Source organism: Halobacillus massiliensis, assembly GCF_900166625.1.
Taxonomy (GTDB): Bacteria; Bacillota; Bacilli; order Bacillales; family Halobacillaceae; genus Halobacillus_A; species Halobacillus_A massiliensis.
In genome coordinates, this window is record NZ_LT800499.1 from 2,808,605 (window position 1) to 2,824,404 (window position 15,800).

18 protein-coding genes are annotated in these 15,800 nt (G+C 37.6%); 4 read left to right on the forward strand and 14 right to left on the reverse strand.

The genetic code is table 11. The features are described 5' to 3' along the window. Window positions 1–41: 41 nt before the first annotated feature. The 6 genes from B7E06_RS13960 to B7E06_RS13985 all read right to left on the reverse strand — a co-directional run bounded on the left by B7E06_RS13960 (window position 42) and on the right by B7E06_RS13985 (window position 6,932). Window positions 42–1,133: a Ger(x)C family spore germination protein gene (locus tag B7E06_RS13960; protein ID WP_082234577.1), complete on the reverse strand. Its 1,092-nt coding sequence runs from the start codon at window positions 1,131–1,133 to the stop codon at window positions 42–44. 1 nt (window position 1,134) lies between these two features. Beyond that, window positions 1,135–2,190, reverse strand: coding sequence for a GerAB/ArcD/ProY family transporter (locus tag B7E06_RS13965; RefSeq protein ID WP_082236017.1), 1,056 nt, complete (start codon window positions 2,188–2,190; stop codon window positions 1,135–1,137). Window positions 2,191–2,254: 64 nt separating this feature from the next. After that, window positions 2,255–3,730, reverse strand: a complete 1,476-nt coding sequence (locus B7E06_RS13970) for a spore germination protein (protein WP_082234578.1) — start codon at window positions 3,728–3,730, stop codon at window positions 2,255–2,257. Between the two features lie 226 nt (window positions 3,731–3,956). Beyond that, window positions 3,957–4,424: a hypothetical protein gene (locus B7E06_RS13975; protein ID WP_082234579.1), complete on the reverse strand. Its 468-nt coding sequence runs from the start codon at window positions 4,422–4,424 to the stop codon at window positions 3,957–3,959. Window positions 4,425–4,429: 5 nt separating this feature from the next. After that, the gene (locus tag B7E06_RS13980; RefSeq protein WP_082234580.1) at window positions 4,430–5,518 is read right to left on the reverse strand and encodes a DUF3231 family protein; all 1,089 of its coding nucleotides are present in this window, start codon (window positions 5,516–5,518) and stop codon (window positions 4,430–4,432) included. A gap of 436 nt (window positions 5,519–5,954) precedes the next feature. Continuing rightward, window positions 5,955–6,932: an SDR family oxidoreductase gene (locus B7E06_RS13985; RefSeq protein WP_082236018.1), complete on the reverse strand. Its 978-nt coding sequence runs from the start codon at window positions 6,930–6,932 to the stop codon at window positions 5,955–5,957. Between the two features lie 433 nt (window positions 6,933–7,365). On the opposite strand from B7E06_RS13985, the gene B7E06_RS21900 reads away from it, so the two are divergent. Next, entirely contained in the window at window positions 7,366–7,530 is a 165-nt protein-coding gene (locus B7E06_RS21900) for a hypothetical protein (RefSeq protein ID WP_179134060.1), read from the forward strand. A gap of 300 nt (window positions 7,531–7,830) precedes the next feature. On the opposite strand, the gene B7E06_RS13990 is transcribed toward B7E06_RS21900, so the two are convergent. From B7E06_RS13990 to B7E06_RS14005, 4 genes are all read right to left on the reverse strand, one after another. Continuing rightward, on the reverse strand, window positions 7,831–8,004 hold the full coding sequence (locus B7E06_RS13990; RefSeq protein ID WP_082234581.1) for an aspartyl-phosphate phosphatase Spo0E family protein: 174 nt from the start codon (window positions 8,002–8,004) through the stop codon (window positions 7,831–7,833). Window positions 8,005–8,246: 242 nt separating this feature from the next. Next, on the reverse strand, window positions 8,247–8,996 hold the full coding sequence (locus tag B7E06_RS13995) for a LytTR family transcriptional regulator DNA-binding domain-containing protein (protein WP_082234582.1): 750 nt from the start codon (window positions 8,994–8,996) through the stop codon (window positions 8,247–8,249). Between the two features lie 267 nt (window positions 8,997–9,263). After that, a complete protein-coding gene (locus B7E06_RS14000; RefSeq protein ID WP_082234583.1) occupies window positions 9,264–9,506 on the reverse strand; it encodes a YolD-like family protein in 243 nt (80 codons plus the stop codon). Further along, window positions 9,506–9,727 (reverse strand): hypothetical protein, encoded by a 222-nt coding sequence (locus tag B7E06_RS14005; protein ID WP_082234584.1) that lies wholly within the window; start codon window positions 9,725–9,727, stop codon window positions 9,506–9,508. Before B7E06_RS14005 ends, B7E06_RS14000 begins: the two co-directional genes overlap by 1 nt. A gap of 207 nt (window positions 9,728–9,934) precedes the next feature. Here B7E06_RS14005 and B7E06_RS22090 point away from each other — a divergent pair, with 207 nt between their 5' ends. The 3 genes from B7E06_RS22090 to B7E06_RS14020 all read left to right on the forward strand — a co-directional run bounded on the left by B7E06_RS22090 (window position 9,935) and on the right by B7E06_RS14020 (window position 12,244). Continuing rightward, window positions 9,935–10,087, forward strand: a complete 153-nt coding sequence (locus B7E06_RS22090; protein ID WP_245807812.1) for an energy-coupling factor transporter transmembrane protein EcfT — start codon at window positions 9,935–9,937, stop codon at window positions 10,085–10,087. Between the two features lie 342 nt (window positions 10,088–10,429). Next, window positions 10,430–11,404 (forward strand): cation diffusion facilitator family transporter, encoded by a 975-nt coding sequence (locus B7E06_RS14015; RefSeq protein ID WP_082234585.1) that lies wholly within the window; start codon window positions 10,430–10,432, stop codon window positions 11,402–11,404. 171 nt (window positions 11,405–11,575) lie between these two features. Continuing rightward, on the forward strand, window positions 11,576–12,244 hold the full coding sequence (locus tag B7E06_RS14020) for a DUF421 domain-containing protein (protein WP_082234586.1): 669 nt from the start codon (window positions 11,576–11,578) through the stop codon (window positions 12,242–12,244). A 143-nt stretch (window positions 12,245–12,387) separates the two neighbouring features. Here the strand turns inward: B7E06_RS14020 and B7E06_RS14025 are convergent, their stop codons facing one another. From B7E06_RS14025 to B7E06_RS14035, 4 genes are all read right to left on the reverse strand, one after another. Continuing rightward, complete coding sequence (locus tag B7E06_RS14025) at window positions 12,388–13,047, reverse strand: hypothetical protein (RefSeq protein ID WP_082234587.1); 660 nt, start codon at window positions 13,045–13,047, stop codon at window positions 12,388–12,390. Window positions 13,048–13,057: 10 nt separating this feature from the next. Beyond that, window positions 13,058–13,183, reverse strand: coding sequence for a hypothetical protein (locus B7E06_RS22245; protein WP_281249092.1), 126 nt, complete (start codon window positions 13,181–13,183; stop codon window positions 13,058–13,060). Window positions 13,184–13,668: 485 nt separating this feature from the next. After that, entirely contained in the window at window positions 13,669–14,907 is a 1,239-nt protein-coding gene (locus B7E06_RS14030) for a benzoate/H(+) symporter BenE family transporter (RefSeq protein ID WP_245807741.1), read from the reverse strand. Window positions 14,908–14,991: 84 nt separating this feature from the next. Then, window positions 14,992–15,780 carry an enoyl-CoA hydratase/isomerase family protein gene (locus B7E06_RS14035; protein WP_082234589.1) on the reverse strand — a complete coding sequence of 263 codons (789 nt, stop codon included), beginning with the start codon at window positions 15,778–15,780 and terminating at the stop codon, window positions 14,992–14,994. Between the last annotated feature and the right edge of the window lie 20 nt (window positions 15,781–15,800).

The following is a 15,800-nucleotide window of genomic DNA, read 5'->3' on the forward strand; positions in this document are numbered from 1 at the left end:
CTTGAGTCGACTCTTTGCGTTCTGAGCGCAAGATGGATGGATCAATTTTTGATATCTGTTAGTGGTTGGATTTTAAGGTCATAATCGACTTTGACCACCATCTGCTCCCATTTGTCTAACCATTCTTTTTCATCAAGAGGTTTTGAGAAAGGTCTCAAGGTATACTTTCCGAATTGTATAGGGTCAGCTTTAGTCTCTTGAAGCTTTTTTAAAAACTCGGTAGTCTGTTTTTCCAAATATGATTCAACTTCCGCCTCGAATCTTGAAAGGTCCTCCCGGTTGAGCAATTTTTGTTCCCGGCCAATCTCATCAAGCCGACCGTTCAATTGGACATTGAGCTTCAGTTCAGAATATGTTTGATCTATATTCACTTGGACATTTGCTTTCACATGGCCCAGAACAAAAGATAAGTCACGGATCGGAAAATACTTTAAAAAGTGATCATTGGTGATAAGCTGGTAAATTTGCTCTTCCGTGTTGTTCGTGGTTTCGATCAATTTGTCATTTTTAAAAATGCCAGTACCTTGATATTTGAAATCTTCACCACTCGCTTCAAATACAGGCAATACTGGAGAATGCGCTGGAGAATGAAGATCTTTCATAAATTCATGCAAATTTACAACGGTTAACTTTCCTTGATTGTCGTAATGCTTGAACATCCGATAGAGATAATAATCCAGGTTTTCTTGTACTCCCAGTTGACTGTTAATGTACTCATCAAAATCCCCTCTTACAATGACTAGATACACACGTTTAGAAATATCAGGATCTGTCGAAATCGTTTCAATCAATGGCCTGATCCCTTCTGTTGCAATTTCATCACTGATCAACAGCATCCGGAGTTGTCCAACTTTCAATTCTCTATAATATTTTAAATTGAAACCCTGAAGACCTTCTTTTAACAAGTCGACTTGAACAGTCAAAAGGCGTTTCTTTTCTTGTACAAGGGGAGGTATTACAGTGCTCATTCTGAAGTTCTCCCCCTCATTCTCCCCCTCCCCTTTCTGAATCGACCAAAAAGTCACGGGTGCAATTTCTTCAATCAGATTTTTTTCTACAATAGGCGAACAACCAGATAAAACGAACATATAAACAAAAATAACGAAAATTATTCGGGTATGTTTATGTTTCATACTAGCCACGCCCCTTTCGCTTTAAAGAGATGAACAGAAGTAATGGTACTAGTAAGTAAGTGAGTGCTCCTGCCCATATCTCCAGCTCTAACAAAATATTTTGGTTAGTTGCCTTTTTCCACAACAATTCATTATTTATGAATAAACAAATGAATAAGATACCATAGCAAATGGCGAGCCCTGATTTAGTCGTTTGATCTTCCGATTTTTTCAGAGTAATACGAGCCGCACCATAAAAAATCAACATAAAGAGTGATATGGCGAATACAAAGTTAATTAAATAAACAGAGATTAAAATCATATCAATTCTTTCAAAAACTGGAGATTCCAGGTAACGCATCATTTCCATCATTGGGAATCTGCTTTCTTCTAGATAATGTGCTCCGAAAAAGAACAAAGATGCAATAAACAGAAACACATATTCAAAAATGGTAAATGCGTTTCCAATTGTCATGTATGAAAATATTTTTTTTCTCGTATTGAACCAAGGTGCAAGTAAAACCAAATATTCAGGCCCTGATAAGGCTGAACAAATAAATAGAACACCTTTCCATGATTTCATCGTCCATTCATAAGGTATTAACGGAAACAGATCTTGTATAGTATTAGAAGGTAGAAAGAGGAAGTTGAATAATAACAAAAACATCCACGATGTACATAAAAAAGCAATGACGACGAATCGTATCGTAGTGGTCATTCCATGTGAACTAACGTACCAGCAAATAATCAAAATGAATAAAATCATCCAATTCGTATTCAAGGAAGGAAAGATGAAATATTGAGTTACTTCTATATATCCGAGAGTTATTACTGTTATTTTTAATAATATAAATCCCAATCCTATGAAAGCTAGTAACCGTATCGATCGCTCACCAAAAAGTTCTACAAATCCTTCGTATCCTTTAGATGCATAGATGGAAGTGAACCATTTCGATAACATGAAAATACTGATTTGTGATAGTAATCCTACGAGGATGATAACCCAAATCCTATAGGGATATATAAGAAAAACGGGCATGATGATCACAAAATATAACATTTGCATTCTGTTCACCATCAAAGTGACATAAACACCGTTCAATGAAGAGGTTTTCTCAAACAATGAAAATACACTCAAGATATCATCTCCTTCGTTTATAACGCCACTTCTGCAATGGATGGAGAGCCTCCGGTCTTGTTTTCATCCAATGCAAGGGACCACGGATAAATAGATCGAGCCAATCTTTTCCATAAAAAGGAGTAACAGGTGCAAAATATGGTTGTCTTAAGGAAGTAAGTACATTCAAATGGACAAAAAGTAAAATAATACCCATGAAAATACCCATTACTCCAAGATAAGAAGCAAGGACCAATATTATAAACTGAATCAATGCGTTCGCTTTGGTCATCAAGTAATTTGGCACTAAAAATGATGCGATAGCAGAAATACCAACAATAACGATCAAAACTTGACTGGCGAACCCTGCTTCTACACTAGCTTGTCCTACCACGATACCACCGATCACACCTAGCATTTGACCAGATTTGGTAGGCATTCGTAGACTTGCTTCTTTTATGACTTCAAGTGTCAGCAACATAAGAAGCGCTTCCCAAAATGGAGTTAGTGGCAATTGAGTTCTCGTATCCACAAGAACGAATAGAATTTGTAAGGGAATCATCTGATAATGATGTGTCGCTAAAGCAACATATATTGGAATCATCAGCAAGGAGAGCATGAAACTAAAATATCTTAACATCCGCAGGAAGCTAGCCACGACCCAGCGATTAATATAATCCTCAGGTGATTGAAACAAATGGAAAAAGCTGATCGGGGCATTTAGGGCAAAAGGTGTATTATCCACGAGAATGGTAACTTTTCCAACGCCCAATGAGTGAGCACACACATCAGGACGGTCAGTCTGTTGAAACTGTGGAAACAAACTGTGTTTATGGTCTTCCATAAACGCTGCTAATTGGGAGGAGTCAAGAATCTGATCATAGTCGATACTCTCGATTTTCTCCCTAGCAATAGAAATGTGATCCGGATTCGTCAAACCCTCAATATACATTAGAATAACCTTTGTTTCAGTTTGTGATCCTACCGTGAATTTCTCTGATTTTAAGGAAGTTAGTGGCAGCCTTCTACGGATCAATGTAATATTCTGGTCTAAGTTTTCAGTGAAACTGTCTTTGGCTCCATAAAGAATTGTTTCTGTTTCAGACGTTTCTATCCCACGTCCCGTTGAATCTTTAAGACTGACAGCATACACTTGGTTTTCAATGGTGTCCAAGAGTAGGATTGCTCCCAACATCAATACATTTTCAGCCTCTTTCAACGTTGAAATATCTGTAACTTTAGAGACAGAAATACAATCTGAAATCTTTTTATAATTACAGTGCCGTAAAGGTTCAATTACAGCTTCATTTAATCTTTCTTTATCAATCAATGTTTCTATGTATATCAATACAAATGACTTATGGTTATGGGTTTGATGTTCGATTATTTTAGCGTCTTCCATATTGTCTACGCGTTCACGGAGAACCTCTAGTGTGACAGGGGTATTGTGGCTATTTTCCGTTTGATTTCCTCCCCCTGTACTCTTCCTCTTCTTAAACATAAACATCAATCTCCTAATAAGATAATGTATATACACCTTCCTTATTGTGTTCAGTTTCAGACAATTTATACTAACAGAAAATGACATAGACCCAGAAAACCACCAAGTGCTCTTAGCGGTTTATCGTACTTTTCCTTTTTTCCAGACCCTGGCAGGACCAGGGTAATTATGATGACTAGCAATCCAGTTACAAAATAAAATGACACAGAGTGTGAATTCTGTGCCATTAGGGTTTGGTTACTATTAAAATAATCTTATAAATGATAAACCCGATCACTAAACCAGGAACTAAAAAGAGCATAGGTAAAAAAATCGGTCCAATTAAAAAGCCAAAAATCTTTATTTTAACAGAATAAATTAATCCAACGGTTACAAAAAAAGCTCCGAATAAAAAAGGAAGGTAAGAAATAGAAGTTGTTTCACCTTCTGCATCACGGTAGGCATCCCACATTGTAAACATATATAGACAAGGATAAAACATAAGCCATTGATAATCAGGTGTTTCAATAGCTGTGTTTATTTCCCCCAAAAAAGAGTACATAATAGTTAAATTAAAATTACTTTGAACGTTTACTATAATCTCTAAAAGGAGAAAGACTGTTCCCTTCACAATCTTTCCATTTAAGATCTGACCGAATCCAGGTAATGCTATACTCCATAATAAAGCCTCATGTTTTTTAGGCTTTCTACCCATATCATCTAAGACCCTTCATTTCTTGTGCTTCCATCAGACTTTTTAGATAATTTTTTACGGTCAGCAGCAGTAGGTAGTTCCTCCAACCACCCATGATTTATCATCATATTCATTCCTTGTTTAGCATATTTACCAATTCCTGCTGCCAACTTAGTAAACTTAAAGTGTAAGTCATGTCTCAAGATTTCTGAAATAGCTGAACCGTAATTTTTTATCCCAATTGCATTAGATAAAACCGTATGATACATTAACAGCTTATCTGAAAATGGCGAAGATGTAGAATCTGTGACATGAGTATCCATCAATTTAGGAGTTGGGAGATCCTCATTCATAAGCAATTCTCCTAATTCCTTTATTTGTCCTTCTGCTAATGAAGATCCTTCTCGAAAATACTTTTTCAAGTTATCAGAAGATGCAACCTGGCTAAATGCGGTCATTAATGCTTTTCCTAATGTGTTTGTATTTATGTTAACCTGTAAATGTTTAATTTCTAATGCAGTAACAGGTCTTTGTTTCCCAGCAATTAAAGAAATAAAAGATTTACTTTCAACAAAATCAACTTTTTTAGGATATGGAATGTGTGGCGGTGATATATCCATTCCTTTAGATAGTAGTAAATAAATTCCGTATTTATATGTTTTTATTGTGTCTTGAATACACATATCAAAATAATCAACTAAATCATACCTTGATGCATTAGATAGAGAGTCACCATATTTTGACAACCCTACTCTTGACATTTCTATTATATAAAACACCATAAACAAGTCACTAAAAAGTCGCGGTGCTCCGTTACGAACATCTTGTTCACCAAAACCAACGGGAACAGGAATATTTTCCTTCGTATAAATTTCTTTAATTAAATTAAGGTGTTTTTTTGAAATATCTGATGCAAATACTATAAAATCCCTGATTTCATCATCTTCTACCACTTGAAGATAATGTTTAAATACACAGTGAAATAAAGAATCTCCGAGATAATTATTAAACAAATCACCAATTTCTGATGCAGTTAATTTTTTATGTTGTTGATGTTCTTTTACATGTGCCATAACTTTTTTTTCTATTTGAGATGATATTTTATTTGCATCCATCAAAGATTCCCTCCATAAACTAAGCTATATTGTTAGTATTAACTAAGGAATTCAAATTATAATTTAAATGCATATAATTTCTCATTTCAATATACTAAGCCGTTTTAAGTATCCCACCCTGTATCCCCCGGCTCCTATTTAAGAATAAAAGAAAGCCTCTCAAAAGTTTATGAACTCTTGAGAGGCTTTTACATTTAGTAAACGATTTTAAAACCAAGTCATAATCCCACCATTCTGCCTATTCACTCGCTTCTAAAAAACAATATCAGACCATATAGAAATATTAATAACAAGGTTTTTCTTAAAAAGTAAATTGATTAAAACACAAATATACATCAATAAAATACCAAACTCTATGTAAGAGGATGCTTCAAAAGGTTTTCCTCAACCTTTTAAGCACCTCCTCTTTTTCAGTTTATCCCATTTAACCTCCTGATTATGAATGAGTAGATTCCCCACCGTCTACATGAAGCACTTGGCCCGTAACGAAACGAGAATCATCAGAAGCTAAATACACATATGTTGGGGCAAGTTCAAATGGATGGGCTACCCGTTGCATCGGGTTAGAGGCACCATATACAGCAACCTGATCTGATGAGAAGCTAGCAGCGATAAGAGGTGTCCATATCCGTCCAGGTGCTACAGCATTAACCCGAATCCCTTTATCTACCACATTATTCGCCAAAGCACGCGTGAATCCCACGTTAGCCCCTTTTGTTGCCGTGTAATCAATCATTTGTTTTTCTCCAACATAAGTTACTACAGAAGAAGTTTGTATGATTGAACTTCCTGGTTTCATGTAAGGAAGTGCTGCTCTGGTTGTATAGAAGTGGGAATAGATATTCACCTTAAATGTATCATCGAATTGCTGGTCCGTAATGTCCATCAGGTTCTTTTGCTGGAACTGGATTCCTACATGGTTACAGAGGACATCAAGACGGCCAAACGTCTTGATGGTTTGCTCTACGATTGCGATACACTGCCGTTTATCCCGCAAGTCACCTGGCATTAGCAAACATCGCTGACCGAGTTGTTCCACCCTCGCTCTGGTTCGGTTTGCATCATCATGTTCATTTAAGTAAGCGATGGCTACGTCGGCTCCTTCTTTGGCAAATGCAATTGCGACCGCCGCCCCAATTCCGCTATCACCCCCTGTAATAAGCGCGACTTTTCCTTTTAATTTTCCGCTGCCTCTATAATTTGGGTTTTCAATGATCGGCCGGGGCACCATTAACCCTTCGACACCTGGATGAAAGAGCTGACGCTGTTCGGGTAAATTCAACGGAATTTCCTCATACTTGGTTATTTTTCCATAGTTAGGGTACATCGGGTATGGGTGTTCCACTTTGTTTGCATCAAACTCTTGTTGCAACTGTTGGATCTGCTGCAACTTCATTTGATTCTTCGGACCCATTACATGATTATTTTGATATTGACCCGTCACGTTGCTCCCTGGATACCGATTCATTTGTGACATGTGATATTGAGGCGATTGAGCCATTTGAGGCATCTGGTAATACGGCATCTGATTCACTTGTTGGATATAATTCATTTGCGAGTGTTGCATTTCCGACATATGGTGGATGGAATCCATTTGATCCGCAGAATCCATATCTTGCATTTGATCCATCTGTGGAATTTGGCGATCTTTCTTTTCTTGACTCATGGCAAACCTCCTGATAGTAAACGTTCTGTTTACTGTATGATGGGCAGAAAAGTGAAGTGCCTGTTTCCATTCCAACCATTTGAGGTACACTTGTCCTATCTAGGAAATAAAGACTTGCTCCCCATTAATGGGCTTTGAATAAAGTAAAAAGTAAGATAAAATATCAAGGAGGTTGCTTTTTTTGCGATTCGAATTTAATCCGGAAGTAAAATTATTACTGGTAAACTATTCCGAGGAAAAAGTAAGGATGGATTATATCAATCATTCCTGGCCAATGTCAGAAATAGGATGGAGACCGCCTTTCTATACAAACCCTCGTTATGGTTTTAATCACCCTATCATTTAGCAAGTTTATATTTTTAGACATTAAAAAAAAGATTCACAAGCTAACGTCAATGAGCCTGTATTATGGAGTAATCTCTAATACAGGTATTTTTGATTTCAGATAAATTAATGGCGATTTGTTTGCAAATGGTCCTGATTACATGTTAATGGGATGTAGAGGAGTGATCTACTTTCCAGAAATGAATCTAACTGGTTCTCCTCATAAAGGAATGGCAGTTAATTTATTGGTACTGCTGGAATCGAATAAAATGGATAGTTTCACGAAGCTTTCTCATCCCTGGCGAAAAGGGGGACTACCCGATTACTTTCCCTTACGAATATATTCATTTATTAGTTCATCAAGTATTTGACTGGTTTCCAATGTTTCCTTATGCGTTAACCCCAGCTTTCCCCCAAGGATCAGGAGACGTTTTCTTCTGTATTCTATCTCTTGTAGGAGACTCTGCTTGTATGTAATTGCGTTTATTCGTTTCATTATCTAGTCCTTTCTATGATATTTCACGGCATTCCTCCTGTTCTCACGCGTACAAAGCCTATAATAGAGGCTTTTAATCTTGAGACTATACTATAACTTTACAAATTACTTGTCTAATAGACTTCAGTCAGCATTTCACTAGTTTCAACCAAAACTATAATCATTTCAGCCAACAAGTTGGTATGTTGAATCAACTTTTTCAAAGATCGTAAGAAAAAACTCGACAAAATATGCCGAGTTCTTCAATGGGATTTATAGGTTTTTAGCCGTTGTACGGAATCCTTGGATATCTTTACCGATTTATCATAATCGTAAAAGTGTCCGCAGTATTTCTGGTTTTTCTGTTCTATGACTTCTAAATAATCTATATTCAAAATGTACGACTTATGGCATCTAAAAAAACTATCATCTAATTGCTGATTTAAACTGGTTAAAGATTCATATGTCTCCGCATGTTTTTTATAGGAATAGATGACAGACTTTCTGTTTACTCTCTCAATAAAAACAATTTCTGCCAATGGAATGAAAATAAATTTACTGTTCTCTTTTATAACCAGTTTTTTTCTTTCAGATTTAAGGCTTTGCTTCATTTGATTTATTTCAGGGAGTTGCTGCATAACACTATATTGTTTTGCTTCTATTGTTGATAGCGCAGTAACATCAATGCACGATCCCACCACCTCCACTACTTCCCCATTCTTAAAAACCGGTCTTAAACATGCGAAATAATGAATACCCTTATTCTCACTTTCATAGTGGACTGTTTCACCTTTCCAGGCTTTACAGTAATATTCTTTTTTGAAGTTTGCTATGTCATATGGTAAGAATTCATCGAGGTTTTTACCCAAAATATCAGTTTGCTTAAAACCAAGATTATAGAGTAGCTGTCCTTCAACCTCGGTATGGATGAACTCATTCTGCTTTCTTGTGAATTTATAAACCATCCCCGTATGCCGAAGGTCTACTTGTTTTACATACCGATAATCCTTCATTCCGTTCTCCTCGCTAACCTTTATATGTGTAATCATTGGTACAAAGTTCAAACCTTCCAAACGGAAAATAATTTTCACATTATTCTGTATTATACCATATAAAAAACCTTGGATAGATTTATTTAAGGCAGGAGAATTTTAAACTATAAAATACAATTTCGCAGATAAGGAAACCTGTCTATACATTACTTTTAATTCTTTATAGATTAAATATCCTAAATGGAAATTTACTGGGAATCTTTCAAAATTAGAGGTGAAATCAATGACCTATTGTTCAGCCTGCTGTCCCGAAAGCGATCTTGTCTCTGACAGCTTTTGTGGAAACTTTACAGTAAGAATATCTTTTAAAGCCATCTCCAAAGCCAAAGCGTTATCCTGCAATTGCTGCTCATCTAGTTGCAGTTTTTCTTCTCTCTCTTGTTCTTTAAAAATTTCTTGAACCATTTCTACATGTTCCGGAAGTATCAATGATGTCCATTTAATTGTCCCTCGATCATTTGGATTCTCCATTATGCTTCTTTCCTTTCACGAGGTTTATATGGATAAATGGAAAGAATACTATCTTTCCTAAATGAACGTACTTTCTTTTTTGTATAACAGTATCCAAGGATATGTTCTTCTTCATTCTTCACTGTTCTAATTACTCGGTATGATAGCTCTCCTTGTGAATCCATATAAATCATTTCAAGCTTTATTTTTTCTTCACTAGCTTTGATTAACAAATTTTCCATGATTATCACCTCGTTCACGAACGTTTGTTCTGATTATATTCATCCCGAGTCTTTTTAATCAATAAAAGATTCCGTTAGTTACGGTGCACATTACTGAAGAAAGCTTTTTCAGAGGGTTACATTTAGGTTTTCGAGGCAATTATTTTTGAGATCTTAGGAGCGGTGTTGGCGCTGACTACTAAACCGGTGTATTTATTTTATTCCTTGATGCAGCAAGTAAACATGAAACCGAAGTATGTGTATAGCTTTATGGCGGCAATCAGGCTGATTCCATTGATGATTGAAGAGATGAAGACCCTTCATCACGCTTTGAAGGTCCGGGGAGTTCAGAAAAAATGGGGTGAGAGGTTTTTATCATAAACTAAAGTCTTATTCGATTCCTCTTCTTTCCAATAGTATAAGAGGAGCTTATCGAATTGCAGTTGCTATGGAAACAAAACCTTTTTCTAAACATACCCGTCGGACGTTCTTCTATAAATTAGGGTTTTCTAAGTTTGATGTTATGTTTTTGCTTTATTTAGCCGTTACCATTTGCACTTTCCGTACTTATCAATCATTGATGTTCGTTATGAGGGATAATGTTGGGGAGCTATATTCATCTAGAATTTTAAAGAAAAATACAAATCCATGACTTGTTTTCACTCAGCTATGGAAACCTAAGAGTAAGACGCTGAGGTTTCTTCGGAGTGAAAGGAGCAGATGATGAAGGAATTATTGGGATTATTAAAACAAGGCAATAAGCCTGCCTTAATGGCATGTATCATGAATGCCGTTATAGCTATCATAAAAGCGATTGCTTTTTTTATAACAGGCAATGTGGCGATGTTTGCTGAGACGATGCACAGTATTGGTGATACAGCTAACCAGTTTTTCGTATTTATTGGATCCGCTTTAAGTAAAAAATCCCCAACGAACCGATTTCCTAATGGCTTTGCGAGGCTTGTAAACTTAGTTTTGCTTGGGGCCGTGATCATTGTGGGAATATTAGCGTATGAAACCATTAGAGAAGGCATTCATCACATTACGGAGCCTCCTGCAGCTGGTTCGTGGTTTTGGTTGAATATCGCTGTTTTAGGAATCGCAGCCATATTGGAAGCTATTGTTTTGAATAAAGCCATGAAGCAAGTATTGGTTGATATTGGAAAAGAACAAGTAAAAGGCATTAATGTGGTGATGGTAAGTCTTAAGAATATAAAGGGAGCTAAGCCTGCCACAAAGCTCGTCTTTTTAGAGGATATGGTAGCGACACTCGGGGCAATAATCGCTATCGTATCTATTGTGATTGCAACCTATACAACGTTTCATGCAGCGGAGGGGTATGCTTCTATCCTCATTGGTCTCATGCTTTTTTATGTGGTCGCACGTATATTTCTCGACAATGCCGCTGGTGTTCTAGGAGTGGCGGATGAACAAATGGAAGAGAAGATTGGTAAGTTTGTTTTTGAGGAAAAACATGTGAAAGATATTCAAAAGCTGATGGTCATGAAAGAAGGGGAGGAGCTGCACGTGGAGCTTAAGGTCGAATTTGATCCGGATATGTCCATAGCAAAGGCTTCTGATGTCCTAGAAGGGATAGAAAGAAAGATTTTAAATGAGCGTGGAGTTACTGAAGTGATCATTGAATCTGATAAGGATGATGAAATTCTAAGCTGGCAAGGAACGGAAGAAGAAAATTAAGTATGATTGTCCCAAAGCCACTCCTTTCTTGTTCGAAACAGGAAAGGAGAGCCTTTTGACTAGGATAGTATCCTCCTTAAACATAGGAAAAATTCGTATTTTTCTAATATCATTGGATAGTTCAAGCTGCCTTTGGGGAACGTAATAAAAATTTTAAAGGGTGAGCGGACCATGGTATTGATTATTAAAATCTTATCCCTATACTTAATCGCCATCGTTATAATGAGATTAATGGGGAAGTCCACTATTATTCAAATGACTCCTTACGATTTGGTTGCGATCATTATCATTGGAACCGTCGTGTCTGAACCATTAATTAGTACGGAATATCTGCCAACCATTTATGCTTTAGGAATCTTAGTCAGCTTACACATAGTGTTTGGTAAACTAACGCTTTGGCAATGGGGGAACGGGTTCTTCTTAGGGAAACCTACTATCTTAGTTAAAAATGGTGAGATTGTAGAGGATAATATTGAAAGATCAAGGTTATCTATCGCCCAGCTGCTCTCGATTCTAAGAAGTAAAGGTTACCCTAAAATAAGCGATGTTGAATATGCCATGCTGGAGCCTATCGGTGAAGTAAGTGTAATACCTAAACCAGGTAACTCTCCTGTGACCGTAGAGCACATGGATATTTGCATCGATGATGAAGGTTTGCCTATTGCCGTTATTATTGATGGAAAAATCCAGCATAAAAACTTGGTGCTGTTGGGAAAGTCTAAAGAATGGCTGCTCGACCACCTCGACCAACATGATTTGCAAGATAAAGATATCATTTATGCTTATGTGAGTGAGAAGACAAAGCGGTTAAAAATTAATAAAAGGAAAAAGAAAAAATGAAACCTCTTTTCATTTTGAATAAATAACCCAGAAAATTGGGTTTTTATTAAATAGGACTAATTCTATAACGGTGGTGTAGCGATGGAAAAAGATAAGTACGATATCTGACATTACGACGCATGTACATAATCCTTATGAAATCGTTAAGGACTTATTAAAGAATCTGTTTTGTATTGACCAGCTCTCTTCTTATAGACCTTTGATATCGTATTTAGGCAAAACGCTGGAAGCTTTTTCGGAAAAAACCACCGTGAATAATAGCGGTCAAACGCCTGCTTCAAATCCTTCCACTGCGTGCAATTTTTCGTTTGCTTATAACGAGCCACGTCTATTACCTTCATCGTGTCGTCCTTCGTTAAAAGTAAATTGTGCAGGTGAATGTCTGATGGGTTTAAGTCGTTTTCACGTGCAAATGCAATCGCCTTATCCACTTCAACGATGTGTCGGCGACGAATGCGCCTTCCTTCTAGCATGCATTGAAAGAGTGTCTTTCCATCTATATAATCCATCACAAAATAATTAGTTCCGACCTCGTAAAGCGTTGGAAAATAGGAGCTTCCGGCAAGCCTGTCATAAATCTCTGCTTCTAGCTTGGCAAGATGCTCAAAAGGTGGATAAAACACTTTAATCGCCTTCTGCACATGCGGAAGCTTAAATACATAGGCACTTCTTCCACTGCCGATGAGGCGCAACCGCTCATCATAGGTTTTAAGTTCAATTTTTCTCTTGCAGACCAAAAACTTTACACTATCAGCAAGGTCTTTGTATTCTTGAGTTGAATCCACAAAACCGATCTCTTTCATTCCTTTCCACCTACCTCTTTTTCTGACCCTTTCGCTTTGCAATTTCCTTTTGAATGACTGGCCACACATGTTTCTGAGCCTTTTGCAAACCTTTCTTCACAGCCTTATTCTTTAATAATTTTAATATCTTGGACATATGAGCACCCTCCCATGTTTTCCAAAAGAAAAAGAGACATCAACCAACCGGCAATCCGAAAAAAAATAAAAAGAGACCTTTGCCCGCACAATGCATGGCAAAGGTCTCGCTAACAACAGTTATGTTGCCAACAATGCCGAGGACTTTTGTCCTGTAATGACGACAGTTGCTGAACAGCTACTCCCCTTTGGGATGTGGTTATGAAGTTCTTCCACTTACTATAAGATCTTAACCTTTCACCGTCAATAGTATTTTTTGGAAGAAGATGTGTTAATTTAAGCTTAATTTGGGATATCGCCATCATGCCGCATACCTTTTGACAAGTAGCTCTCAATACAAAATGAAATCCCTTATATACAAGTCTTTTAGCTAACAAAGACACTTTTTTGATAAGTAACACATGAATGGACATGAGGGTTATCCAGTCAAAATCCGGTCATTTAAACCGTTGCTTTTAAAACGTTTAGTTATAGACCTCTACACTTTTAAGCAGTTTCTACTTGAGTGCCTGTACGTTTTCCACTGTCTTGTTTAACTGCATCAAAATCTTTCTTTTCTATAATTAAGGACACTAGAACACCGCCGACTAAAGCCCAGAATGGCGAACTGATGTCAAAGAAACTTACCCCAGACATACCTATTACAAGAGCAAAGAAGGAACCTATTTGAAACCTTGGATTAGAAAAAGCTGATTGTAAAGAACTTAAAAGAACTCCAATCATCGCTAATCCCGCAACAGTCCCGATTAAAACGGATGGCATAGCAGTGACAAATGGTACAGCAACTCCTGCTAATAATCCAAATGTTGCAAAAAGCACACCATTCACCACAACAGAAGCATAGCGACTTTCCTTATCTTTTCCTGCTTCTTCAGAGGCACAAATAGCTGTCATTGGACCTGCAACATTGGCATTGTGTCCTCCGAAGAAGGAAGTAATTATTCCGCCGATACCACTGTAGATGGTCATAGCATTAATCGGCGGCTTATAGTTCTGGGCAATCAATACCCCTGACGCTTGTGCATTCTCTGCACCTATTACCAGTAAGGCTAAGGGAATGGAAATCGAAAGGATGGCATCAAGGCTGAATGAAGGTACTACAATACCAGGTACAATAAAGCTTGGTTCCATAGCGCCCAGTTGAAACTGGTTCATTGAACCTGCCAGAAGTACTGCGACCAAAAATGCTGTTAATATCGGAGGAACATGGGCAATAAATTTTGATGAAAGTAAATATACAAGGATGGCCGCTCCAGCGATCAAGGGAGCTTCTTCTACGGATGTAATCATGCCTGTTCCAAATTTGATCATTGCTCCTACTATCATTGCCATAACAATAGGAAGGGGGAGCCAATTCATAATCTTTCCTATTAATCCACTTATACCTAAGACAAACACAATGAACCCCGATACAAGATAGGCTCCAGCTGCTTCATTCAAGGAGAAATGGGTTAGTGCGCCTGCTACAAGTACGGCGCCGGGAATAGAATATGCACCAGCAATTGGCTGCTTATATTTCAAAGATAGAATAATCCCAAGTAAACCACCGAAAAAATAGATGGCAAACAACCAAGAAATCATTTCACCTTGCGATAATCCTCCATTTTGAGCTCCACCTATAACAATTAAAGCTGGTCCCGTGCAACCAAAGATTGCTGCAAGTGTCCCGGCACTAAAGGTATTCACATTCAGATGCTTAAGTAGGTTGTTCTGTTTATTCTTCAACAGCCACTACCACCTTTTTGGAAATTCAGAGTTTATCTATTTTAATAGACTGGCTCCTATAAGGGATGCCCTTGCAGGCCACCCTTATCTTCCTATAAATTGCGGCTTTCTTTTTTCCACGAAAGCCTCTACGCCTTCTTTAAAATCTTCAGTTCCCCTTAGCATTCCATATGCTCGACCTTCAATTTGCAACCCTGTACTTAACGGACCTTCTTCTGCAGCATTTAATACTTCTTTACATACACGTTGAGCCAATGGTGAGAAGCGAGTAAGGTCCTTAGCCACACTTGCTACCTCTACTTCTAATCGACTCTTTTCTACTACTTGAGTGAGCAACCCCCATTGATAAGCTTCATGAGCAGGAATTCTTCTGGCTCGCATAATCATGTCTTTCGCTCTAGTCAATCCAACAGCCCGTGCTACCCGTTGAGTACCACCGCTTCCCGGTATCATCCCTAAATTCATTTCAGGCAATGCTAACAACGTATCCTCTGCAGCAATCCGAAAATCACAAGCCATAGCGATTTCAAAACCTACCCCGAATGTATATCCCTGCAATTGAGCAATTACCGGTTTCGAAGAACGTTCAGGAGCTGCTACATTCTCCGCCAAGTGGGATAATTCTTCCGGATGAGCTTCCATAAACTGCGGAATGCTCCCCCCAGCACTAAAAGCTTGATCACCTTCTCCTTTAATAACGATTACCTGTACATTTTCATCTGTATTTAAATCATCGAAAATTCCAGAAAATTGAGATCGTGCGATCATGCTGATATAGTTCATTTTTTCTGGTCGATCAAAAACAATAGTCGCAATTTTGTCCTCCCTGTTTTTTTCTACTCGAATGTGATCATATCTTGTATTCATTGTCATATTTATTTTCTCCCTTCTAT